This window comes from Tropicibacter sp. S64, from assembly GCF_049803835.1.
GTDB lineage: Bacteria > Pseudomonadota > Alphaproteobacteria > Rhodobacterales > Rhodobacteraceae > Pacificoceanicola.
This window is the reverse complement of record NZ_JBNAGK010000003.1, coordinates 51,418-74,888: the sequence shown is the minus strand read 5'-3', so window position 1 is coordinate 74,888 and position 23,471 is coordinate 51,418. Positions and strand designations below refer to the sequence as shown.

Below are 23,471 nucleotides of genomic sequence, written 5' to 3'. Positions count from 1 at the left end.
GATTAAACCGATTCCAGCAACTGAAAACGAGGAGAATGGTACATGGAACGGACCGCAGTGAATCCCTGGGACTGGTCGATCAAGCTGGGCTACAATCAGGCGGAGGTCATCGACGGCGCAACGAGGCAGGTGTTCTGCGCCGGGCAGACCGCCGTGGATGGTGAAGGAAACCCGCAGCATCCCGGAGACATGCGCGCGCAGATCAGCCTGGCGCTCGACAATCTGGAAGCGGTGCTGAAAGGCGCCGGCATGACCCTGAGCAACGTCGTCAAGCTGGGTGTCTATGCGACCGATGTCGATGAGGCGCTGCAGAACTTCGATCTGATGGGCATGCGTTTTGGACCTCATCGGGTCGCCCCGCCCATGACCTTGCTGGGTGTAACCCGCCTCGCGATCCCCGGATTGCTGTTCGAGATCGAAGCGACAGCAGCAGCCTGACGTGCACCAGCGCGGCCATTGGATGGGAACACATCAATGGCCGCTTCGTCCCGCGTGGACGTCCTCGGATTGCATCGAGGTCAACGCCTGCATTTCCGAGGCGGGCACGGATGGCCGGCGGAGTCCCCTGCTCCCCTTTCGTACCCCGGCGGCTTGTGTTTGACTGCCCCTTGCCACGAGCTTCCGCCCCGCTTTCCAGAAGGCCCCGCCATGCCCAAACGTTTCCGCCTGACCCGGCGTTTTCCCGTTGCGATGACCGAGGACGGCTATCGCAGGCTGAAACGCTTTGCGCAGGAGGCGGGGCTGGACGAGGGCGAGGCGCTCTCCTTCCTCTTCGAGCATTTCGACAGCGTGACGGACGCGGAGGCCCTCGCGCATCGTCTGCGGCTGTTCAATGCCGAGCTTGAGAGCCGCAAGCAGTAGGCGGCGGATCGCCCCGGCGCGGTGTCACCCAACGTCTTGCTTTCAGATCGTGACGACATCTGTATCGTTCGACCTGAAGAGGACCGGCCCCTTGCCCGGTCCGGATGCGGGCGGAGGACGGCCCGCCGGGAGGATGACAATGACTACGACACCATGGCGCATCGCCCCTGCCCTGCTGGCCTTGCTGGCAACCAAGGCGCTGGCGGAGCCGACGCAGGCGGACCTCGTGGACCGTGTCGGCGCCTATGAGGCGCTGATGCTGGACGGCCAGGTCGCGGCCTCGCTCGACTACATGCCACCGTCGCTGCTGGCGACGGTGGCGGAGCAGGCGGGCACCGACCCGGAAGGCATGCGAAAGATGATGCGTGAGCAGGTGCAGGCGAGCATCGACGGCAAACCGCTCTGGGGCGCGAAGTTCGAGGTGCCGCTGGACGATCTGACCATCGGCGAGACGGACAGCGGCCGCGCCTATGCGGTGCTGGCCTCCTACAGCGCCTTCCCCAGCCTCGGCATCCCGGAGGTCAGCGCCCCGCTGGTGGCTCTGGTCGAGGACGAGGCGTGGTATCTGGTGCGGGTGGAAAGCCCGATGCATTTGCAAGTGCTGGCGCAGGTCTACCCGGATCTCGGAAAGGTTCTGACAGGGATGGAGACCCCGCAATGACGTGGATGACCGAAGAGCACGCCATGCTGGCGGAGATGACCGCGAAGTTCCTGGAGACGGAATGGATGCCGCTTTATGACAAGTGGCGCAGGCAGGGCCAGATGGACCCGGAGACCTGGCAGCAGGCAGGGGCGCTTGGCTTGCTCTGCCCGTCGATCCCGGAGGAATACGGCGGCGCGGGCGGGGATTTCGGCCATGAGGCTGTGATCCTGATGGAGGCGTCGCGGGCGAACCTCGCGAGCTGGGGTCAGGGCATCCATTCCGGCATCGTGGCGCATTACATCCTGGCCTATGGCACCGAGGAGCAGAAGCAACGCTGGCTGCCGAAGATGGTGACCGGTGAGCTGGTCGGTGCCCTGGCGATGACCGAGCCGTCCGGCGGCTCGGACGTGCAGAACCTGAAGACTCGAGCGGTCAAGGAGGGCAATGCGTACCGGCTGACGGGGCAGAAGACCTTCATCACCAACGGCCAGCACGCCAACCTGATCGTGGTGGCGGCGAAGACCGATCCGGCACTGGGGTCCAAGGGCACGTCGCTGATGGTGGTGGAGACCGGGAGCGCCGAGGGGTTTGCGCGCGGGCGCAACCTCGAAAAGATCGGCTGTCATGCGGCGGATACGTCCGAGCTGTTCTTCGACAACGTGGAACTGCCGCCCGAAAACCTGCTCGGCGGGGAGGAAGGCCAGGGCTTCTACCAGATGATGAAGCAACTGCCGCAGGAGCGGCTGATCATCGGCTGCGGTGCGGTGGGCGCGATGGAAGGCGCGGTGTCGCGGACGATTGCCTATTGTAAGGAGCGCGAAGCGTTTGGCGGGCCGCTGACGCAGTTCCAGAACACCCGGTTCAAGCTGGCCGAATGCCAGACGAAGACCACCGTGGCGCGGGCCTTCCTCGACGCCTGCATCGCCGAGCACCTGCGCGGGGAACTCAGCGTCGAGAAGGCGGCCATGGCGAAATACTGGCTGACCGACACGCAGGGCGAGGTGCTGGACGAATGCGTGCAGCTGCACGGCGGATACGGCTTCATGCAGGAATACGCGGTGGCGGAGATGTGGACGGACGCACGGGTGCAGCGGATCTACGGCGGCACCAACGAGATCATGAAGGAGCTGATTGCGCGCGGTTTCTGAGCGGTGCGCGGGCGGTTGGCGCAGAGGGGGGTATTTGCACCAAGAAGAAACAGGAAGGTCGCGCGTCGGGCCCGGCGTTCGGGCAGCAGTCGACCTTCCTGACATGCCTTCGGCGTTCAACGGCCTCGGGGCTTCTCCTTGGGCGGTCATCGGCTCCCCAGCCTGTACCGCAGGGAAAGTCTGGCCCCATCACGGTTAAAACGCAGTTACCGGAAGACTCTTTTTGTGTTTCTTCTTGGTCTAAATACCCCCACGGGGGTGTGGGGGTGTGAAACCCCCACGTCCGACCTTGGGACAGGCGCGACAGGAGGACAGGGCGCATGACGATCAAACTTCATTGCTTCGGGGAAAGCGGCAACGCCTACAAGGCGGCGCTGGCGCTGGAGTTGTCGGGGCTGGACTGGGAGCCGGTCTACGTCGATTTCTTCAACGGCGCGACGCGCACGCCCGAGTACCTGCGGGACGTGAACGCCATGGGCGAGGTGCCGGTCCTGGAGGACGGCGGCACCAAGCTGACGCAATCCGGCGTGATCCAGATGTACGTCACCGAGAAGAGCGGCCGCTTTGGAGGAGCGACGCCGCATGAGGAACGCGAGGTCATGCGCTGGATGTTCTGGGACAATCACAAGATGTCCAGCCAAGCCGGCATGACGCGGTTCCTGATGAACTTCCTGCCGGAGGACAAGCGCCCTGCCCCGGTGATCGACTTCATGCAGGGCCGTCTCAAGGCGGCCTACAAGGTGCTGAACAACCATCTCGCCGGGCGGGACTGGATGGTCGGCCAGGGCGTCACCAATGCCGATCTGAGCTGCTGCGGCTACCTGTTCTACCCCGAACCTTTCGGCTTCGACCGGGCGGAGTGGCCGGAGATCGACCGCTGGCTGTCGAACATCGAAGGGCTCGACGGCTGGAAGCATCCCTATGACCTGATGCCGGGCAGCCCGGCGGACCGGGCCTGAGGCCCGGGCGCCCTCCGGCCAAATTGACGTGACGGATGGTTTACGCAATCCTCCGCCACGTCACTCTTGCAACGCGCCCCCCATTGCCCCCACCTGAGGGGCAAGACGAACATTCCGACGGGAGACTCTCCGATGACCGAAGCCTATATCTACGACGCGCTCCGCACCCCGCGCGGCAAGGGCCGTGCCGATGGCAGCCTGCATGAGGTGACCTCGCTGCGTCTCTCGGCGGGGGTGCTGAACGCCGTGAAGGCGCGCAACAACCTCGAAGGACACGCGGTCGAGGACGTGATCTGGGGCAACGTCACGCAGGTCGGCGAACAGGGCGGCTGCCTGGCGCGGTCTGCGGTGCTGGCCTCGGACCTCGACGAGCGCATTCCGGGCCTTGCGATCAACCGTTTCTGCGCCTCCGGCATGGAGGCGGTGAACCTCGCCGCCAACCAGGTGCGCGGCGGGGCCGGTGAGGCCTATATCGCCGGCGGCGTCGAGATGATGGGCCGCGTGGCCATGGGCAGCGACGGGGCGGCGATTGCCGTGGACCCGAGCCTTGCCATGGAAACCTATTTCGTACCGCAGGGCATCAGCGCCGACATCATCGCCACGGAATACGGCTTCTCCCGCGATGACGCGGACGCGCTGGCGGTGGAGAGCCAGAACCGCGCGGCGGCGGCCTGGGCCGACAATCGCTTTGCGAAGTCCATCGTGCCGGTCACGGACGTGAACGGTCTGACCATCCTCGACCGGGACGAGTACATGCGCCCCGGCACCGACATGCAGAGCCTTGGCGCGTTGAAGGCGAGTTTCAAGGACATGGGCGAGGTCATGCCGGGTTTCGACAAGGTCGCCTTGATGAAGTACCCGCATCTGGAGCGGATCAACCACATCCACCATGCCGGCAACTCGTCCGGGATCGTGGACGGGGCCGCCGCGGTGCTGATCGGCAACAAGGCGTTCGGCGAGAAATACGGGCTGAAACCGCGCGCCCGCATCCGCGCCACGGCCAAGATCGGCACCGATCCGACCATCATGCTGACCGGGCCGGTGCCGGTGACGGAGAAGATCCTCAAGGACAGCGGCATGAGCATTTCCGACATCGACCTGTTCGAGGTCAACGAGGCCTTCGCCTCCGTCGTGCTGCGCTTCATGCAGGCCTTTGACGTGGATCATGACAAGGTCAACGTCAACGGCGGCTCCATTGCCATGGGGCACCCCTTGGGCGCGACGGGCGCGATCATCATCGGCACGCTGCTGGACGAGCTGGAGCGCACCGGCAAGGGCACCGGCCTTGCCACGCTCTGCATCGCCTCGGGCATGGGCGCCGCCACGATCATCGAGCGGGTGTAAGGGGCATGCTGAAGGCGAGGGATATCTATCAGGCTGCGCTCGACGGCATGACGCAGGCGATGCACGACCGTGATAGCCCCGCCTTCCTGCGGTACATCCGCCTGCCCCAGACCATGACGACGGTGGACGGCAGCATGACCTTTTCCACGGCGGAGGCGCTGACCGAGAGTTTCCTGCGCTACATGCGCGAGCTGGCGTCCCGCGGCGTGGACCGGATCGAGCGACGCTGCATCGCCGCGCGGATCGACATCCTCGGCGTGCTCGACGGCCATCACATCACCCGGCTGTTCCGGGGAGACATGCTGGCCCGGGAGCCCTACACCACCCAGATGCGCTTCGAGCAACAGGCGGACGGGCGCTGGCTCAACTTCCTGTCGGAGACCAGCATGACCACACAGGCCTGGCCGGTCCTGCCGGAGGAGGCGCGCAGCACCCCGCCGATGGGCATCGACGCGCAGGATTTCGAAGCCTTCGGGATCTTCCAGGGGCTGGTGAACACGGTGACGCAGCACTACCTGACCGGGGATGTCCTCGGGCTGCACGCGGTGATCGACTATCCGATCACCATGCATTCCCGGAAGGGCGAGAGCCAGTTTTCCAGCTTCGAGGAGATGAAGGCGGATTTCGAGCTCTACATGAACGAGTTCAAGATCCACGGCGTGACCGATGTGGTGCGCAACGTGAAGGCCGCCCGCTACATTACCCCGACAACGATCAAGGGGCGATACAAGACCTTCGTTCTGAACCGGGACCGGATGATCGTGGACCCTTACGAGAGCGAAATGACCCTGGTGAAACACGCGGATGGCAGCTGGCGCATGCAGGCCATCCGGCATGGCCTCGGGCATTTGAACTGGCACAGGACGGCGGCGCAATGAGACCCGCACGCAAGGGGAGTTGACGGACCATGCCGAAGATCGACCTGTCCTCGATCCCGTCGAAATCCGGATCGGCCTATCCCGAACCGCATGACCGCGCGGTTCGCGGGCGCACGAGCCAGAAGCTCGGCGCGGCCTCGGGGATCACCCAGTTCGGGGCGAACCTCGTGCGTCTGGCCCCCGGAGCGATGTCCTCGCTGCGGCACTGGCACGAGGAGCAGGACGAATTCCTCGTCGTGACGGAAGGCGTGCTGACGCTGGTCGACGACGACGGCCCGGTGGAGATGCGCGTTGGCGACTGCGCGGCCTTCCCGGCGGGAGACCGGAACGGCCATCACATGCAGAACCTGAGCGACGCGCCGGGGGCTTTCGTGGTGATCGGCACGCATACGAAGACGGAGACCGCCTGGTACTCCGATGTCGACATGAAAGTGACGGCGCAGGACGGCGTCTTCACCTTCACCCACAAGGACGGCAGAGCCTTCGCGCCGCCCGATCCCGCGTTTCCGCAGGTCAGCGAGCTTCTGACCAAAGCACTGATCGAGAACAACTTCGCGCTCTACCAATCGCTGTTCGCCCTGCCCCTGCGGATCGAGGTGCGGGACGGTCTGGGTTATGCAATCAACTCGCTGGACGAGCTGGAGAAGGATTTCGAGCTCTACCGGGACGGCATCCGCAAACAGAACGTGACCGACATCTTCCGGGAAATCTTGGCCAAGGACATCAGCCCGGACGGCAAGTCCCGGGTGGTGCACACGCGGGTGCGCCTGCTGAGCCGGACCACGCTGATCATGGACCCGGTGCACATGCGGTTCGAACTGCAAAAGGACGGGGACGACTGGCGGATATCGGCCATCCAGTCGTCCAGCGAACACATCGACTGGACCCTCGGACGCTGACGGCAAGGCCAGCCCGGGAAACCGAACCACAAGGGCCTGCGGCATCGCCACCGGCCGGACCCAAGACGACAGACGGAGAGAATGATGAGCGACTTTACCATGACCAAGGGCGACGACGGCGTCGCGGTGATCACCTGGGACGTGCCCGGCAAGTCCATGAATGTCATGAGCATGGAGGCCTGGCCCCTGCTCGACGGCCTGATCGACGACGCCTTGGCGGACGAGGCGGTCAAGGGCATCGTCATCACCTCCGGCAAGGACAGCTTTGCCGGCGGCATGGACCTCAACGTCATCGCGAAGATGAAGGAAAGCGCGGGCGACGATCCGGCGCGGGGCCTGTTCGAAGGCATCATGAACGCCCATGGCATCCTGCGGAAGCTGGAGCGGGCGGGCATGGACCCGAAGACCAACAAGGGCGGCAAGCCGGTGGCGGCGGCGCTGCCGGGGACGGCCCTGGGCATCGGGCTGGAAATCCCGCTGGCCTGCCACCGGATCTTTGCCGCCGACAATCCGAAGGCGAAGATCGGCCTGCCGGAGATCATGGTCGGCATCTTCCCGGGCATGGGCGGCACCACGCGCCTCGTGCGCAAGATGGGCGCGATGGCGGCCTCGCCGCTGCTGCTCGAAGGCAAGCTGAACGATCCCAAGGGCGCGATGCGGGCCGGTGTCGTCGACGAGGTGGTCGAGGACCCGCTGGCGGCGGCGAAGGCCTGGGTGCTGTCCGCGACGGATGCGGACCTCGTGAAGCCCTGGGACGCCAAGGGCTACAAGATGCCCGGCGGTGCGCCCTATCACCCGGCGGGCTTCATGACCTTCGTCGGCGCTTCCGCCATGGTCAACGGCAAGACCAAGGGCGTCTATCCGGCGGCCAAGGCGCTGCTGTCGGCGGTTTATGAAGGGGCGCTGGTCCCGTTCGAGACGGCGTTGAAGATCGAGGCCCGCTGGTTCACCAACGTGCTGATGAACCCCTCCTCCGCCGCAATGATCCGCTCGCTGTTCATCAACAAGGAGGCGCTGGAGAAAGGCGCGGTGCGGCCGAAGGACGTGGCCGACCAGAAGGTGAAGAAGGTCGGCGTGCTCGGCGCGGGCATGATGGGCGCGGGCATCGCGCTGGTTTCTGCGCAGGCCGGGATCGAGGTGGTGCTGATCGACCAGAAGCAGGAGGCCGCCGACAAGGGCAAGGCCTATACCGAAGCCCATGCCCAGAAAGGCGTGCAGCGCAAGAAGGTCAGCGAAGAGCAGGCGCAGGCCATGGTGGACCGCATCACGGCGACCACCGATTACGATGCGCTCAAGGGCTGTGACCTGATCATCGAGGCGGTCTTCGAGGACCCGAAGATCAAGGCGGAGGTGACAAAGGCGGTGGACGCGGTGACCGGCGAGGACTGCATCTTTGCCACCAACACCTCCACCCTGCCGATCTCCGAGCTGGCGAAGGCGTCGAAGGACCCGGAGCGGTTCATCGGCATCCACTTCTTCTCGCCGGTCGAGAAGATGCTTCTGGTGGAGATCATCAAGGGCAAGGAAACCGGCGATGTGGCCGTGGCCAAGGCGCTCGACTACGTGCGGCAGATCCGCAAGACGCCGATCGTGGTGAACGATGCGCGGTTCTTCTACGCCAACCGCTGCATCATTCCCTATATCAACGAGGGGCTGCGCATGGTGAAGGAGGGCGTCTCCCCTGCCCTGATCGAGAATGCCGCGAAACTGGTCGGCATGCCGCTCGGGCCGCTGCAGCTGGTGGATGAGACATCCATCGACCTCGGGGCCAAGATCGCCCGCGCGACGAAGGCCGCCATGGGCGATGCCTACCCGGATGGCGAGGTCGACGAGGTGATCTTCTGGATGGAAGAGCAAGGGCGGCTGGGCCGGAAGGCCAACGCGGGTTTCTACGACTACGACGACAAGGGCAAGCGTACAGGGCTGTCGGAGGCCGTGGCAAAGCAGTACCCGGAGGCGGCGGAGCAGCCGGACCTGACCCTCGTCCAGCACCGGCTGCTGTTCGTGCAATCGCTGGAGGCGGTGCGGGCGCTGGAGGAAGGCGTGCTCATGGACATCCGCGAGGGCGACGTGGGGGCGATCCTCGGCTGGGGCTTCGCGCCCTGGTCGGGCGGGCCGCTGTCCTGGCTCGACATGATCGGCGCGCCTTATGCGGCGGAGCGCTGTGACGCGCTGGAGGCGGCGCATGGGCCCCGCTTCCAATGCCCAGAGCTGCTGCGCGAGATGGCCGACAAGAACCAGAGCTTCTATGGCCGCTTCGGCGGCGAGAAGGCCGCGGCATAAGACGACGAAGGGGGCCCGTGCGGCCCCCTTTTTCCTTGCCAGACTCGCCGGGCTGCACCACCGTCGTAGCCATGACCAAATACCTGATCTCCTTCCCCTCCCGCGCCATGCAACTCACCCCGGCGGAGTTCGAGCAGGCGGGCATCGACTCCCGGGCCGTGATCCTGGAGGCGAAGGCGGCGGGGGTCTATGTCTTTGGCGGCGGCATTCACGAGGGCGTCGCCCCGGTGCTGATCTCCGGCGATGGCACCGTTTCGGAGGAAACCTACCCGGGCAGTCACCTTGACGGCGGCTTCACCGTGCTGGAGGTGCCGACCCGCAGGGAGGCGGTGGACTGGGCGCGGAAGATCGCCGTCGCCTGCCGCTGCGCGCAGGAGCTGCGGGAGTTCATGTACGACCCGATCAGCTGAGACAGGTCACAGGTCGAGCCGGCGGCGCTTCTCGAATTCCGGCCCCATGGTGCACCATTTGTCCTCATGCGCGACCCAATGCACCGCGCCTTCGGTGGCATCGACGATGATGCGGCCCGGTTCGGTGGTGATGATCTCGGCGGAGAGCAGGTTCAGGAAGACGGCAAGCGCTTCGGCGGAAATGCACATGGGTTCGGCTCCTTTGCAACTGGCCGGTCAAGGCCGGGGCGTCCTCCCATCGCGTTCGATGGCGTCAGCCTACTCCGAAAACTCCTAACAAACCCGCCAATACCGTATGGTAACCGCTGCGCGCGCGGTGTTAAGCCTGTTTTTACCTCATTTGATCATCCGGGAGGCACAGACCGCATCCCGTTTTGCTTGCCTATTTCCGCGGAGTCTCTCACGATGGCGCAGCAGTCCGGACCAGAAACTCCAATGAAATCAGCAGACAGAAAACTCGACGACGCCGCGCGGGCGGCTTGGCTAGCCTACGTGGCCGGCATGAAACAGGACGAGATCGCGGTGGCGATGGGCATCTCGCGGCAATCGGCGCAGCGGCTCGTGGCGCAGGCGATGCAGGCCGGGCTGATCAAGACACGCATCGACCATCCCGTTGCCGAATGCATGGAGCTGGCCCGGCGGCTGCAGGACAGGTTCGGCCTGCAGATCTGCGAGGTCGTCCCCGCGCTCGGCTCGGACAAGGCCACCGGCGTGGCGGTCTCGCATGCCACCGGCGACATGATCGAAAGCTGGCTCGGGCGCGCGGCGCCGCAGGTCATCGGCCTCGGCACCGGGCGGACGCTGCGGGGCGCGATCGAGCACATGCCGCATCTGGACTGCAAGCAGCACAAGATCGTCTCGCTGACCGGCAACATCGCCCCGGACGGCTCCACCGCCTACTACAACGTGCTGTTCACCATCACCGACAAGGTGACTGCCCAGACCTATCCCATGCCCCTGCCCGTCATCGCCGCCACCGCCGAAGAACGCACCGCGCTGCTGGGCCAGGCCACGCTGGCCAACACGCGGATGTTGGCGGACCGGACTGATGTGCGGTTCGTCGGCATCGGGCCGATGCTGGCCAATCCGCCGCTGGTGGTGGACGGCTTCATCACGGCGCAGGATCAGGCGCGGCTGCTCGCCAAGGGGGCCGTGGGTGAGATCATCGGTTTCGTCTTCGACGCGGCCGGCAAACTGATCGCGGACGAGATCAACGAGCGGGTGTCCTCCGCCGCCCTGCGCCCCACGCCGAACGGCCCGGTGATCGGCGCGGCGCATGGCACCGCCAAGCATGCGGCCATCCGAGCCGCCCTGGCCGGGGCGTTGCTCGACGGGCTGATCACCGACGAAGAGACCGCGCGGGCGCTGCTCGCGGCCTGAACGGTTCCGGACAGGTTTGACTCGCCAGTGCCAGGCCGCGCCTGCCGCGCGCATGGCACTGGCGATCCTCTGTCTCAAGATTGTCCCGAAACGCGGGAGTGCCCAAAATTCGGGCACGCGTTTTTTCTGCATCTGCACAGCCCGTCCAACCCGGAACAAAGCTTGGCAAACCCGGCGCAATTGTATGCCCGTGACAGGCTTCCTTTCGCATGCGCAGCACCGAAACCTGTTCCGAAACCGATTTCGAAGCTTGCCGAAACCGGTTTCGGACGCTCCCCTAGTCGTGGGAGGACGAATCGACGATGCATCGGGACGGGACCAGTTCACGGACAGCAAGCCGCGCAAAGCGGGTGACGATTGCCGATCTGGCCAGTCATCTCGACCTGACCAAGGGTACCGTCAGCCGAGCCCTGAACAATTATCCGGACATTTCCGAAAGCACGCGCACCCGCGTCCGCAAGGCTGCGGAAACCCTCGGATACCGCCCGCTCAGCCACGCGCAGGCGATCCGCACCGGGCGCACGCGCTCCATCGGGCTGGTGCTGGAGGTGACGGAGCATGACGCACATCGCCCCTTCGTGGACAAGTTCCTTGCCGGGCTGTCCGAGGCCGCCTCGCGGCAGGACTGGACCCTGACCGTCGCCACGGCGGCGAACGATCAGGATACGCTGCGGCTGATGGGCAAGCTTGCGGACGAGCGCAAGGCGGATGGCTTCGTGCTGCCGCGCACGCGCCTGTCGGACACCCGAATCGACTATCTGCGGGAGCAGGGCATTCCCTTCGTGCTCTACGGCCGCACCGCCGACATGACCGGCTGCGCCTGCTACGACATCACCAGCGAAGACGCCATGTGCGAGGCGGTGAAGACCCTCGCCGGGCTCGGGCACCGCCGAATCGGCTTCGTGCCGGGCGGCACAGGCTACACCTATGCGCAATTGCGCCGGGATGGCTACGAAGCCGGGCTGAACGCCGCCGGCCTTGGCTTCGATCCGGCGCTGGTCTCGGAACCGGCGGTCAATGCGGCGGCGGGCGAGGCGGCGGCGCATATGCTGGTCTCGCTGGCCGATCCGGCGACGGCGATCGTCTATTCGGTCGACCGCGCCGCGCTCGGGGCCTACGAGGCCGCAAGGACGCGCGGGCTGACCATCGGGCGGGACCTCTCGCTGATTTCCTACGACGGCATTCCGGAAAGTGCGCTGATCACCCCGGACCTGACCACCTGGGCGGTGGACATCCGCAAGGCCGGGGAGCGGCTGGCGGAATTGCTGATCGACCTGATCCGCGGTGCGCCGCCCGAGGCGTGCCGGGAGCTTGTCCCGGCGCGTTTCCTCGCCCGCGGCTCGCATGGCCCAGCCCCGGGCCATGAGAAACCGTAAAAAACCACTTGAAACGATAAGAAACCGACCAACTGGGAGAACAAGACCAAATGACCAAGCACAAGACATTGCTGACCGGCACCGCCATGGCGCTGGCCTTCCTCGCCGGGGCCGTGCAGGCGGACACCATCCGCTTCTGGACCACCGAGGAGCAGCCCGAGCGGCTGGCCAAGCAGGAGGAGATGGCGGCGGCCTTCGAGAAGATGACCGGCACCGCCGTCGAGGTGATCCCGGTGACGGAGAGCGATCTCGGCACCCGCGCCACCGCCGCCTTTGCCGCCGGTGACCTTCCGGACGTGATTTACCACACCCTGCAATATGCCCTGCCCTGGGCCGAGGCGGGCATCCTCGACACCGAGGCGGCAACCGAGGTGATCGACGCGCTTGGCACGGATACCTTCGCGCCGGGCGCGCTGGCGATGGCGGCTTACGAGGGCGAGACGGCCTCCGTTCCGGTGGACGGCTGGACGCAGATGATCGTCTACCGCAAGGACCTGTTCGACGAGGCAGGCCTGGAGCCGCCGACCAGCTATGCCAACGTCGAGGCGGCGCTGGCCAAGCTGCACAACCCGCCAGAGATGTACGGCTTCGTCGCGGCGACGAAAGTGGACGAGAACTTCATGAGCCAGGTGCTGGAGCACGTCTTCCTCGCCAACGGCGTCTCGCCGGTCGGCCCGGACGGCTTCCAGCCGCTCGACGAGAAGAAGACCACCGAGGTGCTGGAGTTCTACAAGGCCATCGCCGAAGCCTCCCCGCCGGGGGACCTCTACTGGGACCAGTCGCGCAGCCTCTATTTCAGCGGCAACGCGGCGATGATCATCTGGTCGCCCTTCATCCTCGACGAACTGGCCGGGCTGCGTGACAGTGCCCCGCCCACGATCAACGATGATCCGACCAGCCCGGAACTGGCGTCCAGGACCGGCATCGTGACCAACTTCTCCGGGCCCTCGAACCCGGACGGCGCGGCCTGGGGGGACATCCGCTACTTTGGCATCACCACGGATGCGGACACCGACGCAGCGATGGAGTTCGTCAAGTTCTCGGTCGGCGACGGCTATGGCGACACGCTCTCCATCGCGCCGGAAGGCAAGTTCCCGGTGCGCGCGGGCACGGCGGAGGAGCCGAACAAGTTCAAGGATCTCTGGGCCACGCTGCCGGTCGGCGTCGACCGCAAGAAGCCGCTGGGCGAGCTCTATGACAAGGCGATGATCGACGAGATCGTCGGGGGTCTCGACGTGGCGCAGCGCTGGGGTGTCGAGGAAGGGCAGCTGGCGCTGGCTTCCAAGATGATCAACAGCCAGGCGATCAACCGCGTGGTGCGCCAGTACATCGACGGCGAGATCGACGCGCCTGCTGCCGTGGCAGCGATGAACGACGAACTGAGCAAGATCGAGTGATCGCGCTGCGGGCCGCGTGAGGACGCGCGGCCCGCTCTGTTCACCCTGGACAAATTTCGTCTCCCGCGCTTCGCGGATCAAACGGAAGATGCATCGGAAAAGCGCGAGAAAGCAACAGCTTGGCAGCGCTTTTTCGATCCCGAAAGTCCGCGAAACGCGGAGAAATTTGCAAAAGCCTTCGAGGGCTTTTGCGCGGCACCGGAGTCATGCCCATGACCGACATCACCCCCCCGACCGGAACCACTCCGCTTGCGAGACGCGAGGCGCGGCTGGCCTGGGGCCTTCTCGCTCCGACGCTGATCAGCGTGGCGCTGGTGGTGATCCTGCCGTTGCTCGCGATCTTCTGGATTTCCTTCAAGCCCATCGGCCTTTCGGACCTGCGCCCCGCCGCACCAGTCGTGCGCGAGAGCCTGCGCGGTTCCGGGGACGATCTGCGCATCGAGTACCGGGTGCGCAACTCCTCGCAGGACACGGAGGTGACCGGCGTGGTGCTGACGGATGTGATTCCGGAGGGGCTTGTTCTTGGCGACCTGCCGGAAGGCTGTGCGCTGGACGGCGCTGCCCTGCGCTGTGAGATCGGCACCTTGGAGCCGGGCTACAACGAGCGGCTGAACATTCCTGCCACGGCAGCGGACGCGGATGCGATTGAGACGGTGGCAGAGGGCAGCGAGCCAGGCATCACCGGCAGCTCCGACAGCATTCTGACCAACTTCGAGTTTTCCTTCGAGAATTTTGCCCGCATTTTCGACGGGGACGAATTCTGGGGCGTGCTTGGGGTCACGCTCTTCTATACCATCGTCGGCACGGTGGGGGCGCTGACCGTCGGGCTGTTTGCCGCCCTGCTGCTCGACAAGAGCTTCAAAGGTCAGGGCATCCTGCGCGGGCTCTACCTCTTTCCCTACGTCGCGCCGGTAATCGCCGTGGCCTTCAGCTGGCTGATCCTCTTCGATCCCTTCTCCGGCTCCGCCAATGCGCTGCTCGTGCAGATGGGCGTGACCGAGGGCGCGATCAACTTCTTCGGCGAGAAACCCCTCGCCCTCATCATGGTCACGGTCTTCGAGATCTGGCGCTATTTCCCGCTGTCCTTCCTGTTCATCCTCGCCCGGATGCAGTCCATCGACACGGACATGTACGAGGCGGCGGACATGGACGGGGCCTCGCCCTTCCAGCAGTTCTGGTATCTCTCGCTGCCGCAGCTCCTCGGCATCCTGAGCGTGCTGTTCCTCCTGCGCTTCATCTGGACCTTCAACAAGTTCGACGACATCTTCCTGCTGACCGGGGGCAATGCCGGGACGCGGACGCTGACCGTGAATGTCTACGAGCAGGCCTTTGCCGTCTCGAACATCGGCGCGGGGGCGGCGGTGGCCGTGGTGATCTTCTGCTGCCTGCTGCTCTTCTCCGTCTTCTTCTTCAAGTTCGTCAGCCGGGAGGAAGGGCTATGAGGGATTTCGTCTCACTGCGCGAGCCGACTGGCGCGGGCGCTGCGCGCCCGCGGGCGGGGCTCCGCCCCACACCCCGAGGTATTTTTGGACCAAAGAAGACGGGAGCCTGCGCATGAGTTTTCTACGTCAGGGCTATGTGACCGGGCCGGTGATCGGGGTGCTCTGGGTCTTCGTGGCGGCCGTGACCGTGGCCGTCGCAATGAGCTTTGCCACCGGGGAAGCCTTCCGGCCTTCCTTCCTGTACGCGCTGATCGTCGGTGCGCCGCTGGGCGCGGCCTGTATCGGCGGGCGGTATCCGCAATTGATGATCGCGGCGGGGTGCGCCGGGTTCGTGGTGCTGATGATGCTCGGGATCGGGCCGGTTCTGACCGATGGTGCCGGCGTTGTCGCCCGGGTCATCGCGGGTCTGCTGCTCGGGGGCGCGGTGATGGCACCGCTGACCGCATTCCTCGCGGACGCCCACAAGGGTGAGATGACACGGCATGTCTTCGAGGAGGCGGTGATCCGGTTCCTGACCGGCTTTGGCTATGTCTTCTTCACCGCCATCGTCTTCATCCCCTTCTACGTGATGGTGATGACGAGCTTCAAGAACCAGTCGGAGCTGATCCAGAACCCGCTGGATTTCTCTTTGGACCTCTCGCAGGGTTGGGGGCTCTTCCGCTCCTATGTCGAGCTTTTCGCCGATTTCAACTTCGGCACCTATCTGTTCAACTCGATCCTGATCTCGCTCCTGACCGTCTTCATCACGCTGCTGTTCAGCGTACCGGGGGCCTATGCGGTGGCGCGGCTGCGCTTCAGGGGGCGGGCTCTGCTGTCGCGGTCGATCCTGCTGATCTACATGGTGCCGATCATCGTGCTGGCCCTGCCGATCTACATCGCCTTCTCAATGACGGGGCTGCGCAATACCATCCTCGGCATCCTGCTGATCTACCCGGTCACGACAATCCCCGTCGCGCTTTACATGCTGCAAGGCTATTTCCGGGGTCTGCCGGCGGAAATCGAGGAGGCGGGCCTGATGGATGGTCTCAGCCGGCTCGCGGTGATCTGGAAGATCACCCTGCCGCTGTCGCTGCCCGCGCTGGCCTCCGTCAGCCTCTATGTCTTCATGATCGCCTGGAACGAGTTCCTCCTCGCCTTCATGCTGCTCGACGATCCGGGCAAGTTCACGCTGACGCGCGGCATCGCCAGCCTCAATTCCTCAGAAATCCCGAGACAGCATCTCATGGCGGGATCGGTCGTCGCGACCGTGCCCATCATGGTGCTCTTCCTCGGACTTGAACGCTTCATGACCAAGGGCCTCACGGCCGGGTCCGTCAAAGGATGAAACCGATGAGCAAGGACAACATCAGCATCGACGAACAGGCGCGGGCGATCCTGCGCGGCAATGACCGGGGGGGCTATACCGTGCCGACCGCCGGGCTCTATCCCTACCAATGGAATTGGGACAGCGCCTTTGCCGCCTGGGGTTTTGCGCAGTTCGATATTCCTAGAGCATGGGCCGAATTGGAGACTTTGTTCGCGGGCCAGTGGCCGAGCGGCATGGTCCCGCATATCCAGTTCCACAAGCCCGATCCGGGGTATTTCCCCGGGCCGGATGTCTGGGGAGCCGGGCACAAGGGGCCGGTGCCGAGTTCCGGCATCAGCCAGCCGCCGGTTGCGGCGAGTTTCGCTCTGGAGGTTTACAAGAAAGACCCCGAAGCCGGGCTGGAGAGGCTGCGGGCGCTGTTCCCGAAGATGGTCGACTGGCACCGCTGGTTCATGGACTGGCGCTCCGATGGCGGCGCGATCTTCATCACCCACCCTTGGGAAGCGGGGCGGGACAATGCCCCGGACTGGGACGAGGCCATGGCGGCGATCGACCCGGTCGGCGTGGGTGAATACACCCGCCGCGACACCTCCCATGTGGACCCGGCGATGCGCCCGACGAAGGCGGATTACGACCGTTACATCTGGCTGGTGCAGCGCGGGCGCAGGCTCGACTGGGACGATGCGACGATGGCGGTGGAGAACCCGTTCAAGGTCGCCGATCCGACGATGACCTTCATTTTGCTGCGCGCGAACCGCGACCTTGCGGCCATTGCCGACGTGCTGGGCGAGGACCGCGGCGAAATCGACGGCTGGACGCAGACGCTGGAGAACGGCGCGGCGCGGCTGCACAATCCGGACGCCGGGGGGTATGACGCGATCAACCTGAACACCGGCAACCACACGGGCCATGTCTCCTGCGCCTCCTTCCTGTGCTGGTATGCAGGGGTCGAGAGCGAGACGATGATGCGCGAACTGGAGACCGCCTTCCGCGACTGCACCTATCCGGTGCCGAGCCACAAGGCCGGGACGGAAATCTTCAACCCCAAACGCTACTGGCGCGGGCCGACCTGGGCCATCCTCAATGCGCTGATTGCGCTGGGTTTGCGCGAGATGGGGCATGAGGCCGAGGCCGACAGGCTGCGCAAACTCACCGCCGAATTGATCGCGAAACACGGGTTTGCGGAGTATTTCGACCCGATGACCGGCGATCCCGCCGGGGGCGGCACGTTTACATGGACCGCTGCGGTCTGGCTGGCCTGGGCCTCGCCGAGCGCGGAGGCGTCCTGATGGGGTCCATCAAGCTCGAAGCCGTCGAGAAGTGGTACGGCAACGCGCAGGTCATCAAGGGTGTCGATCTGGAGATCCGGGACGGCGAGTTCATCGTCTTCGTCGGGCCGTCGGGCTGCGGCAAGTCCACGCTGCTGCGGATGATCGGCGGTCTGGAAGACATCAGCCGGGGTGTGCTGCGCATCGACGGGCGGGACGCCACGGCGGAGCCGCCGTCGAAGCGCGGGCTGGCGATGGTCTTCCAGAGCTATGCGCTTTACCCGCATATGTCCGTGCGCGACAACGTCGGGTTTTCCTTGAAAACATCAGGTGTGCCGAAAGAGGAGATTGCGCGGAAGGTCGACGCGGCGGCGGAGGTGCTCAAGCTCGGGCCCTACATGGACCGCCGTCCGAAGGACCTCTCCGGCGGGCAAAGACAACGCGTCGCCATCGGGCGCTGCATCGTGCGCGATCCGACGGCGTTTTTGTTCGACGAGCCTTTGTCCAATCTGGACGCCGCTTTGCGGGTGGAGATGCGCTACGAGATTGCCAAGCTGCACCAGTCGCTGAAATCGACGATGATCTATGTGACGCACGATCAGGTCGAGGCCATGACGCTGGCGGACCGGATCGTGGTGCTGGAATTCGGCAAGATCGCGCAGGTCGGCACGCCGCGCGAGCTCTACGAGCGGCCCGCGAACCTCTTCGTGGCGCAGTTCATCGGCAGTCCGAAGATGAACATCCTGCCCTGTTCGACCTCTGGCGCGTCTTATACTCTGGACGGTGGGCGCGGCGGCAGCTTTGGAGGCTCTGCCCCGGCGGTGCATCTCGGCATCCGCCCGGAGCATATCGCGCTGGTGGAAGCCGGTCAGGGTCAATGCGACGGGACGGTCGACGTGGTCGAATATCTTGGCGCGGACAGCTATCTCGTGATCGACTGCGGCAGCTTGGGCAAGCTGACGCAGCGGTCGAGCGGCGATGTGGACCTCGGGCCGGGCAACCGGGTCGGGCTGGCCTTCGACGAGAGCCGGCTGTCGTTCTTTGGGGAGGATGGTCTGCGCGTATAAGAAGCGGCGCTACACGGAGACAGCGCTGGCAACGCGGGTGACGGCGGGGGCATCCGCCGTCTTCGGCCATGTCACCAGCAAGATGGCGCAGCCGTTGACGGCGTTCTCCTTGATCAGCGCCGGAAGGCCCTTCACCGTGCCATGCAGTGCCCGCTCCTTCGGCTTGGAGACGTCCACGGCGACGGAGACCGGCGCATCTTCGGGCAGCCCTCGGGCCATCAGCGCCTGCGCGATGCGCTCCGCCTGCCCTACCGACATGTAGAAGGCCGTGGTGGTGCCCGGGCCGGACATGCGGGCGGAGGCCGGGAGCGGGTCACCCGCCTTGGCCATACCGGTCGCGAGGACGAGAATGTCCGCGATGCCGCGCTCGGTCAGGCTCTGGCCCATGCTGGCGGCGGCGGCGCAGACCGCCGTGACTCCGGGGATGATCTCCACCGGGATGGCGTGCGCGTTCGCGGCGGCGATTTCCTCGCCCGCGCGGCCGAAGACGCCGGGATCGCCGGACTTCAGCCGGACGACAGTGCGGCCTTTCAGGGCCTCCGCGACGATGACGGCGTTGATGCGCTCCTGCGGCCAGGAGTGGTTGCCCACATGCTTGCCGACGAAGACCAGCTCAGCGCCGGGGCGGGCGTAGGCCAGCACCTCGTCATCAACGAGCCTGTCGTAGAAGACCACGTCTGCCGCCCGTATGCGCTCGACCGCACGCAGGGTCAGCAGGTCCTTCGCCCCCGGCCCCGCGCCGATCAGCACGATCCGGCCCTGCCCCGGCACCGGCTCCGCATCCGCCTTCACGCCGCGCTTGGGCAGGCGCGATACGACACCGGCGACGAAGCGGGTGATGGTCCCGGAAAGCGGGGAGGCGGGCGCAATCGGGGCGAGGGTTTTCATGGGCTTGGCCTTTCCGGGTCAGGCAGCACGGGCGCGGTGTCGCGCGGTCCAGAGGTCATCGGCCAGCGCATCGCTGAGCGGCTGGCCGAGGGTAGAGAGGGCAAGGGCAGCGGTGCCCTTGACGATGGCTTCGGCGAAGTCATCCTTCAGCGTGCCGTCCCAGAGGGCGCTCAGCGCCGCGCTGTCGCGGGCGCCGTCGTCGAGCCGGCGGGTCTCGTCCCGCAGCATCGGCAAGGTCTCTTCCCAAGGGCTGCCGCCGCGCAGGCCAAAGCCTTCGATGGCCTTCGCCGGATTGCGCTCGAACTCGCCGCCGCCGCCCTTGATGACGGAAAGCCCTTCCCAGCCAAGCAGATGCGCGGCGTCCGCCTGCAAGAGGCGATAGGACGGATGGAAGACACCCTGCACGCTGGCAGGCGCCTTTGCCGGATTGAGCATCCGGCAGACGGTATTGATGCAGGAGCGCAGGCCGAAGGTATCGCGCAGGTCGAGAAGCGCGAAAAGCTGGGGATAAAAGGCTTCGATCGGAAGATAGGAGATGCCCTCGCGATCGAGGAGCAGGCCCGCCTCGGCGATGTCCTTCGCAACCTTGATCCCGGCAGCCGCAAGCCCGCCGCGCACCGCCGCGTCCTTGCCGTTCCAGCCGTGCAGCAGCACGCGCTTGCCACTGAGCGCCACCAGACGGGCAGAAAGCAGGAACCACGGCAGGCCGCGCGTGCGCCCGGCGGCGTAGCTCGGCCAGTCGAGGTCCACCTGCGGCATGGCAGGCAAAAAAGCCTGCGCCCCGGCGGTGAAGCCCGCGATTTCCTGCGCTTCCTCGCCCTTCATCCGAAGGAGCATGAGCAGCGCCCCGACCGCCTCCGGTGCCGCGCCTTCGAGCATCAGGCGCATGGCGTCCTGTGCTTCCTCGAAAGTCAGCGACCGCGACCGCCCCGGTCCGCGTCCAAGGGTCCGGACATGCTCCGCCAGTGTCATTCGGCAGCCTCCCGCAGGTGCACACGCTCCAGCAGCGTGGCAATCTCGGGTCTGCAGGAGCCACAGTTGGTCCCTGCCCGCAAGGCCGCGCCCACCGCTTCGACACTCAGCAGGCCTTCGGTCTCGATGGCGGTGAGGATCGTGTTCACGCCCACGTCGAAGCAGGCGCAGAGCGTCGGGCCGGGGTCCGGACGGCCGACGGGAGGGCGTCCGACGAGGACGTCCGAGGGGTCTTCGCCCGGCAATTGCGCGAGGTAGTCGCGTACCACGGCGACAGGTTCGGGGGCTTCGAAGAGGGCGGCCACAAGGCGACCTTCCTCGAAGAAGGCGATGCGGGCGGAGCCGCGCTTGACGTCGATCAGGGATTGCACATCCGCCTCGGGGAGAGAGAACAGTGCCCGCGCCTCCGCCTCCCAGTCCGTCACCTCCCGCATCCCGGCCATTTCCATGCGCCAGCCAGCCCTTGTCCGGGCACGCGCCCAGTAGTCTGCGACGGGCTTCAGGGGTCTGGAGCTGACCGCGAAGCCGTACCACTTCGCCTTGAACGGCTCGACGGCCACCACGGAGGCCTTGCTTTCCGGCTGGCCGGAGACCGGGTCCGTGACGGCGGCGACGAGGGTGTCGATCCGGGCGGAGGGTGCGGTCTCGCCGGTCCAGTGCATCGGCGCAAAGACCTGCCCGCGCGTGACGGCATCGGTGATGCGCACGCGCAGGATGCCGGAGCCTTGCGGGCTGCGGACGGTGACGAGATCGTTCGCGCGGATGCCCTGCCCTGCCGCGTCCTCGGGGTGGATTTCGAGGAAGGGCTCGGCCAGATGCGCCGAGAGGCGGGGAGACAAGGCGGTGCGCGTCATGGTGTGCCACTGGTCGCGCAGGCGGCCGGTGTTGAGCACGAAGGGGAAGCGCGGGGCGCGGCGGGCCTCCGGAGCGCGGTACTTGAGCGGCAGCATCTTCGCCTTGCCATTGGCATGGAAGAACTTGCCGTCCCCGAAGAAGCGCCCGCCCTGACGGCGGGCATTGACCGGCCAGCGCGTCGGCTCCAACGCGTCGAAGCCCGCGTCATCGAGATGCATCAGGCCGGAGATGTCGAAGTCCCGTCCGAATTTGGCGGCGACGCCGGAGAGGGCGGCATACTCGCGGAAGATCTCCGCCGGGGTTTCGAAGTCGAAAGCCTCGCGCCAGCCCATGCGGCGGCCCACGGCGCAGAGGATGTCCCAGTCGGGCCGGCACTCGCCGGGCGCGGGCAGGATCGAACGCTGGCGCGAAATCGTCCGGTCCGAGTTCGTAACGGTGCCGGATTTCTCGGCCCAGGCGGTTGCGGGCAGGATCACGTCGGCAAGCCTTGCCGTATCGGTCTGCGCGGTGATGTCGGAGACGACGACGAAGTCGCAGCCCGCGATGGCCTCCTGCACCGCGCTGGCGTCCGGCATGGAGACGGCGGGGTTCGTATGGATGATCCAGAGCGCCTTGATCTTGCCCTCGCCCACGGCCCTGAACATGTCCACGGCCTTGAGGCCGGGCTTCGCGGGGATGGTCGGGGCGGTCCAGAAATCGCGTACGGCGCTGCGGTGCTCGGCATTCTCGATGTCGAGATGGCAGGCGAGCATGTTCGCCAGCCCCCCGACCTCGCGCCCGCCCATGGCGTTGGGCTGGCCGGTGACGGAGAAGGGCCCGAGGCCGGGCTTGCCGATACGGCCCGTGGCGAGATGGCAGTTGAGGATGGAATTGACCTTGTCGGACCCGGAGGAGGACTGGTTCACCCCTTGGGAGAAGACGGTGACGACCTTCTGCGTGCCAAGCCAGAGATCGTAGAATTGGTGGACGAGATCCTCGTCCAGACCCGTCGGTTCGAGGCGGCTCTCGTAGGCGGCGGCGAAGGCTTCGTTTGCCCCGTCGACGTTCTGCAGGAAAGCCTCATCGACGAGGCCCCGGCGGTGGATCTGCGCCAGAAGTCCGTTGAACAGGGCAACGTCGCTGCCGACTTCCAGCGGCAGATGCAGGTCGGCGCTGTCACAGCTGGCGGTGCGGCGCGGGTCGATGACGACGAGCTTGGTGCCACGCGCCTTGCGGGCCGCCAGAACACGCTGGAACAGCACCGGATGGCACCAGGCCATGTTCGAGCCGACGAGGACGATGAGGTCTGCCTCTTCCAGATCCTCGTAGGTGCCGGGCACAGTGTCGGTGCCGAAGGCCCGCTTGTGGCCCGCCACGGTGGAGGCCATGCAAAGCCTTGAATTGGTGTCGATATTCGCCGAGCCCATGAAGCCTTTCATGAGCTTGTTGGCGATGTAGTAGTCTTCGTTGAGAAGCTGTCCCGAGACGTAGAAGGCGGCGCTGTCCGGGCCGTGCTCCTGAATGGCCTGCCCGAACTTGCCCGCGACGATGTCGAGCGCGGTGTCCCAATCGCAGTCCTTGCCGCCGACGCGGGGGCGCAGCAGGCGCTCGCCGAGGCCGACGGTCTCGCCAAGGGCCGAGCCCTTGGAGCAGAGGCGGCCGAAGTTGGCAGGGTGGTCCGGGTCGCCCCGGACCTCCAGTCCGCCCTGCCCGTCCGCTTTCAGCAGGACGCCGCAGCCAACACCGCAGTAGGGACAGGTCGAGCGTGTCTCAAGCATTACGCGGCACTCCGGGCGTTGATGCTCTCGCTGTCGAGCAGCACGCGGGTGCCGTCGAGCCGGACCGGGAAGGTCTGGATCGCGCCTTCATCGGTGCCCTTCGACTGACCCGTGTTGAGGTCGAAGACCATGTTGTGCAGCGGGCAGGTGACGCTGGTGCCATGCACGATGCCCTCGCTGAGCGGGCCGCCCTTGTGCGGGCAGGTGTTGGAGGCGGCATAGAGCTGCGCCTCGCCGGTGCGGAAAAGCCCGATGCAGCCGAGCGGCGTCTTCACCACGCGGGCGCCGGGCAGCGGGATGTCGTTGATGTCTGCGACGTCGATCCAGGCCATGTTGCT

22 protein-coding genes are annotated in these 23,471 nt (G+C 65.9%); 17 read left to right on the top strand and 5 right to left on the bottom strand.

The features are described from left to right. Positions 1-42: 42 nt before the first annotated feature. From ACP159_RS06000 to ACP159_RS05955, 10 genes are all read left to right on the top strand, one after another. Positions 43-438 (top strand): RidA family protein, encoded by a 396-nt coding sequence (locus tag ACP159_RS06000; protein WP_425098748.1) that lies wholly within the window; start codon positions 43-45, stop codon positions 436-438. Positions 439-648: 210 nt separating this feature from the next. After that, positions 649-861, top strand: a complete 213-nt coding sequence (locus ACP159_RS05995; protein WP_425098747.1) for a hypothetical protein — start codon at positions 649-651, stop codon at positions 859-861. Positions 862-1,000: 139 nt separating this feature from the next. Beyond that, a complete protein-coding gene (locus ACP159_RS05990; RefSeq protein ID WP_425098746.1) occupies positions 1,001-1,522 on the top strand; it encodes a hypothetical protein in 522 nt (173 codons plus the stop codon). After that, positions 1,519-2,652, top strand: coding sequence for an acyl-CoA dehydrogenase family protein (locus tag ACP159_RS05985; protein WP_425098745.1), 1,134 nt, complete (start codon positions 1,519-1,521; stop codon positions 2,650-2,652). Before ACP159_RS05990 ends, ACP159_RS05985 begins: the two co-directional genes overlap by 4 nt. Before the next feature lie 320 nt (positions 2,653-2,972). Continuing rightward, positions 2,973-3,611: a glutathione S-transferase family protein gene (locus ACP159_RS05980; protein ID WP_425098744.1), complete on the top strand. Its 639-nt coding sequence runs from the start codon at positions 2,973-2,975 to the stop codon at positions 3,609-3,611. A gap of 132 nt (positions 3,612-3,743) precedes the next feature. Next, a complete protein-coding gene (locus ACP159_RS05975) occupies positions 3,744-4,955 on the top strand; it encodes an acetyl-CoA C-acetyltransferase (protein WP_425098743.1) in 1,212 nt (403 codons plus the stop codon). A 5-nt stretch (positions 4,956-4,960) separates the two neighbouring features. Further along, on the top strand, positions 4,961-5,833 hold the full coding sequence (locus tag ACP159_RS05970; RefSeq protein ID WP_425098742.1) for a hypothetical protein: 873 nt from the start codon (positions 4,961-4,963) through the stop codon (positions 5,831-5,833). A gap of 29 nt (positions 5,834-5,862) precedes the next feature. Further along, entirely contained in the window at positions 5,863-6,732 is an 870-nt protein-coding gene (locus ACP159_RS05965; RefSeq protein ID WP_425098741.1) for a cupin domain-containing protein, read from the top strand. 84 nt (positions 6,733-6,816) lie between these two features. Continuing rightward, a complete protein-coding gene (locus tag ACP159_RS05960) occupies positions 6,817-9,015 on the top strand; it encodes a 3-hydroxyacyl-CoA dehydrogenase NAD-binding domain-containing protein (protein ID WP_425098740.1) in 2,199 nt (732 codons plus the stop codon). Positions 9,016-9,086: 71 nt separating this feature from the next. Then, the gene (locus ACP159_RS05955; protein WP_425098739.1) at positions 9,087-9,425 is read left to right on the top strand and encodes a YciI family protein; all 339 of its coding nucleotides are present in this window, start codon (positions 9,087-9,089) and stop codon (positions 9,423-9,425) included. A gap of 6 nt (positions 9,426-9,431) precedes the next feature. Here ACP159_RS05955 and ACP159_RS05950 read toward each other — a convergent pair whose 3' ends face one another. After that, entirely contained in the window at positions 9,432-9,614 is a 183-nt protein-coding gene (locus ACP159_RS05950; protein WP_425098738.1) for a hypothetical protein, read from the bottom strand. A 246-nt stretch (positions 9,615-9,860) separates the two neighbouring features. Between ACP159_RS05950 and ACP159_RS05945 the strand changes: the two genes are divergently transcribed. From ACP159_RS05945 to ACP159_RS05915, 7 genes are all read left to right on the top strand, one after another. Beyond that, positions 9,861-10,805, top strand: a complete 945-nt coding sequence (locus tag ACP159_RS05945; protein WP_425098737.1) for a sugar-binding transcriptional regulator — start codon at positions 9,861-9,863, stop codon at positions 10,803-10,805. Positions 10,806-11,155: 350 nt separating this feature from the next. Further along, positions 11,156-12,181 carry a LacI family DNA-binding transcriptional regulator gene (locus ACP159_RS05940; protein WP_425098736.1) on the top strand — a complete coding sequence of 342 codons (1,026 nt, stop codon included), beginning with the start codon at positions 11,156-11,158 and terminating at the stop codon, positions 12,179-12,181. 50 nt (positions 12,182-12,231) lie between these two features. Next, positions 12,232-13,578 carry an ABC transporter substrate-binding protein gene (locus ACP159_RS05935; RefSeq protein WP_425098735.1) on the top strand — a complete coding sequence of 449 codons (1,347 nt, stop codon included), beginning with the start codon at positions 12,232-12,234 and terminating at the stop codon, positions 13,576-13,578. A gap of 212 nt (positions 13,579-13,790) precedes the next feature. Then, entirely contained in the window at positions 13,791-15,020 is a 1,230-nt protein-coding gene (locus ACP159_RS05930; RefSeq protein WP_425098734.1) for an ABC transporter permease subunit, read from the top strand. A 112-nt stretch (positions 15,021-15,132) separates the two neighbouring features. After that, positions 15,133-16,344, top strand: a complete 1,212-nt coding sequence (locus tag ACP159_RS05925) for a carbohydrate ABC transporter permease (RefSeq protein WP_425098733.1) — start codon at positions 15,133-15,135, stop codon at positions 16,342-16,344. Further along, positions 16,341-17,615, top strand: coding sequence for an MGH1-like glycoside hydrolase domain-containing protein (locus ACP159_RS05920; protein WP_425098732.1), 1,275 nt, complete (start codon positions 16,341-16,343; stop codon positions 17,613-17,615). The genes ACP159_RS05925 and ACP159_RS05920 overlap by 4 nt, the downstream gene beginning before the upstream one ends. Beyond that, on the top strand, positions 17,615-18,661 hold the full coding sequence (locus ACP159_RS05915) for an ABC transporter ATP-binding protein (RefSeq protein WP_425098731.1): 1,047 nt from the start codon (positions 17,615-17,617) through the stop codon (positions 18,659-18,661). Before ACP159_RS05920 ends, ACP159_RS05915 begins: the two co-directional genes overlap by 1 nt. Positions 18,662-18,670: 9 nt before the next feature. On the opposite strand, the gene cobA is transcribed toward ACP159_RS05915, so the two are convergent. From cobA to nirD, 4 genes are read right to left on the bottom strand one after another with little or no spacing between them, the layout of a single operon-like run. Beyond that, the gene (gene cobA, locus ACP159_RS05910) at positions 18,671-19,549 is read right to left on the bottom strand and encodes a uroporphyrinogen-III C-methyltransferase (RefSeq protein ID WP_425098730.1); all 879 of its coding nucleotides are present in this window, start codon (positions 19,547-19,549) and stop codon (positions 18,671-18,673) included. 18 nt (positions 19,550-19,567) lie between these two features. Then, on the bottom strand, positions 19,568-20,521 hold the full coding sequence (locus tag ACP159_RS05905; RefSeq protein ID WP_425098729.1) for a glycosyl transferase family protein: 954 nt from the start codon (positions 20,519-20,521) through the stop codon (positions 19,568-19,570). Beyond that, positions 20,518-23,133: a molybdopterin-dependent oxidoreductase gene (locus ACP159_RS05900; protein WP_425098728.1), complete on the bottom strand. Its 2,616-nt coding sequence runs from the start codon at positions 23,131-23,133 to the stop codon at positions 20,518-20,520. Before ACP159_RS05900 ends, ACP159_RS05905 begins: the two co-directional genes overlap by 4 nt. Continuing rightward, complete coding sequence (nirD, locus tag ACP159_RS05895; RefSeq protein ID WP_425098727.1) at positions 23,133-23,465, bottom strand: nitrite reductase small subunit NirD; 333 nt, start codon at positions 23,463-23,465, stop codon at positions 23,133-23,135. Before nirD ends, ACP159_RS05900 begins: the two co-directional genes overlap by 1 nt. Between the last annotated feature and the right edge of the window lie 6 nt (positions 23,466-23,471).

Bases quoted from the DNA above. Each gene is read 5' to 3' on its own strand.
- ACP159_RS06000 (WP_425098748.1), top strand. From the start codon at position 43: ATGGAACGGACCGCAGTGAATCCCTGGGACTGGTCGATCAAGCTGGGC.
- ACP159_RS05995 (WP_425098747.1), top strand. From the start codon at position 649: ATGCCCAAACGTTTCCGCCTGACCCGGCGTTTTCCCGTTGCGATGACC.
- ACP159_RS05990 (WP_425098746.1), top strand. From the start codon at position 1,001: ATGACTACGACACCATGGCGCATCGCCCCTGCCCTGCTGGCCTTGCTG.
- ACP159_RS05985 (WP_425098745.1), top strand. From the start codon at position 1,519: ATGACGTGGATGACCGAAGAGCACGCCATGCTGGCGGAGATGACCGCG.
- ACP159_RS05980 (WP_425098744.1), top strand. From the start codon at position 2,973: ATGACGATCAAACTTCATTGCTTCGGGGAAAGCGGCAACGCCTACAAG.
- ACP159_RS05975 (WP_425098743.1), top strand. From the start codon at position 3,744: ATGACCGAAGCCTATATCTACGACGCGCTCCGCACCCCGCGCGGCAAG.
- ACP159_RS05970 (WP_425098742.1), top strand. From the start codon at position 4,961: ATGCTGAAGGCGAGGGATATCTATCAGGCTGCGCTCGACGGCATGACG.
- ACP159_RS05965 (WP_425098741.1), top strand. From the start codon at position 5,863: ATGCCGAAGATCGACCTGTCCTCGATCCCGTCGAAATCCGGATCGGCC.
- ACP159_RS05960 (WP_425098740.1), top strand. From the start codon at position 6,817: ATGAGCGACTTTACCATGACCAAGGGCGACGACGGCGTCGCGGTGATC.
- ACP159_RS05955 (WP_425098739.1), top strand. From the start codon at position 9,087: ATGACCAAATACCTGATCTCCTTCCCCTCCCGCGCCATGCAACTCACC.
- ACP159_RS05950 (WP_425098738.1), bottom strand. From the start codon at position 9,614: ATGTGCATTTCCGCCGAAGCGCTTGCCGTCTTCCTGAACCTGCTCTCC.
- ACP159_RS05945 (WP_425098737.1), top strand. From the start codon at position 9,861: ATGAAATCAGCAGACAGAAAACTCGACGACGCCGCGCGGGCGGCTTGG.
- ACP159_RS05935 (WP_425098735.1), top strand. From the start codon at position 12,232: ATGACCAAGCACAAGACATTGCTGACCGGCACCGCCATGGCGCTGGCC.
- ACP159_RS05930 (WP_425098734.1), top strand. From the start codon at position 13,791: ATGACCGACATCACCCCCCCGACCGGAACCACTCCGCTTGCGAGACGC.
- ACP159_RS05925 (WP_425098733.1), top strand. From the start codon at position 15,133: ATGAGTTTTCTACGTCAGGGCTATGTGACCGGGCCGGTGATCGGGGTG.
- ACP159_RS05920 (WP_425098732.1), top strand. From the start codon at position 16,341: ATGAAACCGATGAGCAAGGACAACATCAGCATCGACGAACAGGCGCGG.
- ACP159_RS05915 (WP_425098731.1), top strand. From the start codon at position 17,615: ATGGGGTCCATCAAGCTCGAAGCCGTCGAGAAGTGGTACGGCAACGCG.
- cobA (WP_425098730.1), bottom strand. From the start codon at position 19,549: ATGAAAACCCTCGCCCCGATTGCGCCCGCCTCCCCGCTTTCCGGGACC.
- ACP159_RS05905 (WP_425098729.1), bottom strand. From the start codon at position 20,521: ATGACACTGGCGGAGCATGTCCGGACCCTTGGACGCGGACCGGGGCGG.
- ACP159_RS05900 (WP_425098728.1), bottom strand. From the start codon at position 23,133: ATGCTTGAGACACGCTCGACCTGTCCCTACTGCGGTGTTGGCTGCGGC.
- nirD (WP_425098727.1), bottom strand. From the start codon at position 23,465: ATGGCCTGGATCGACGTCGCAGACATCAACGACATCCCGCTGCCCGGC.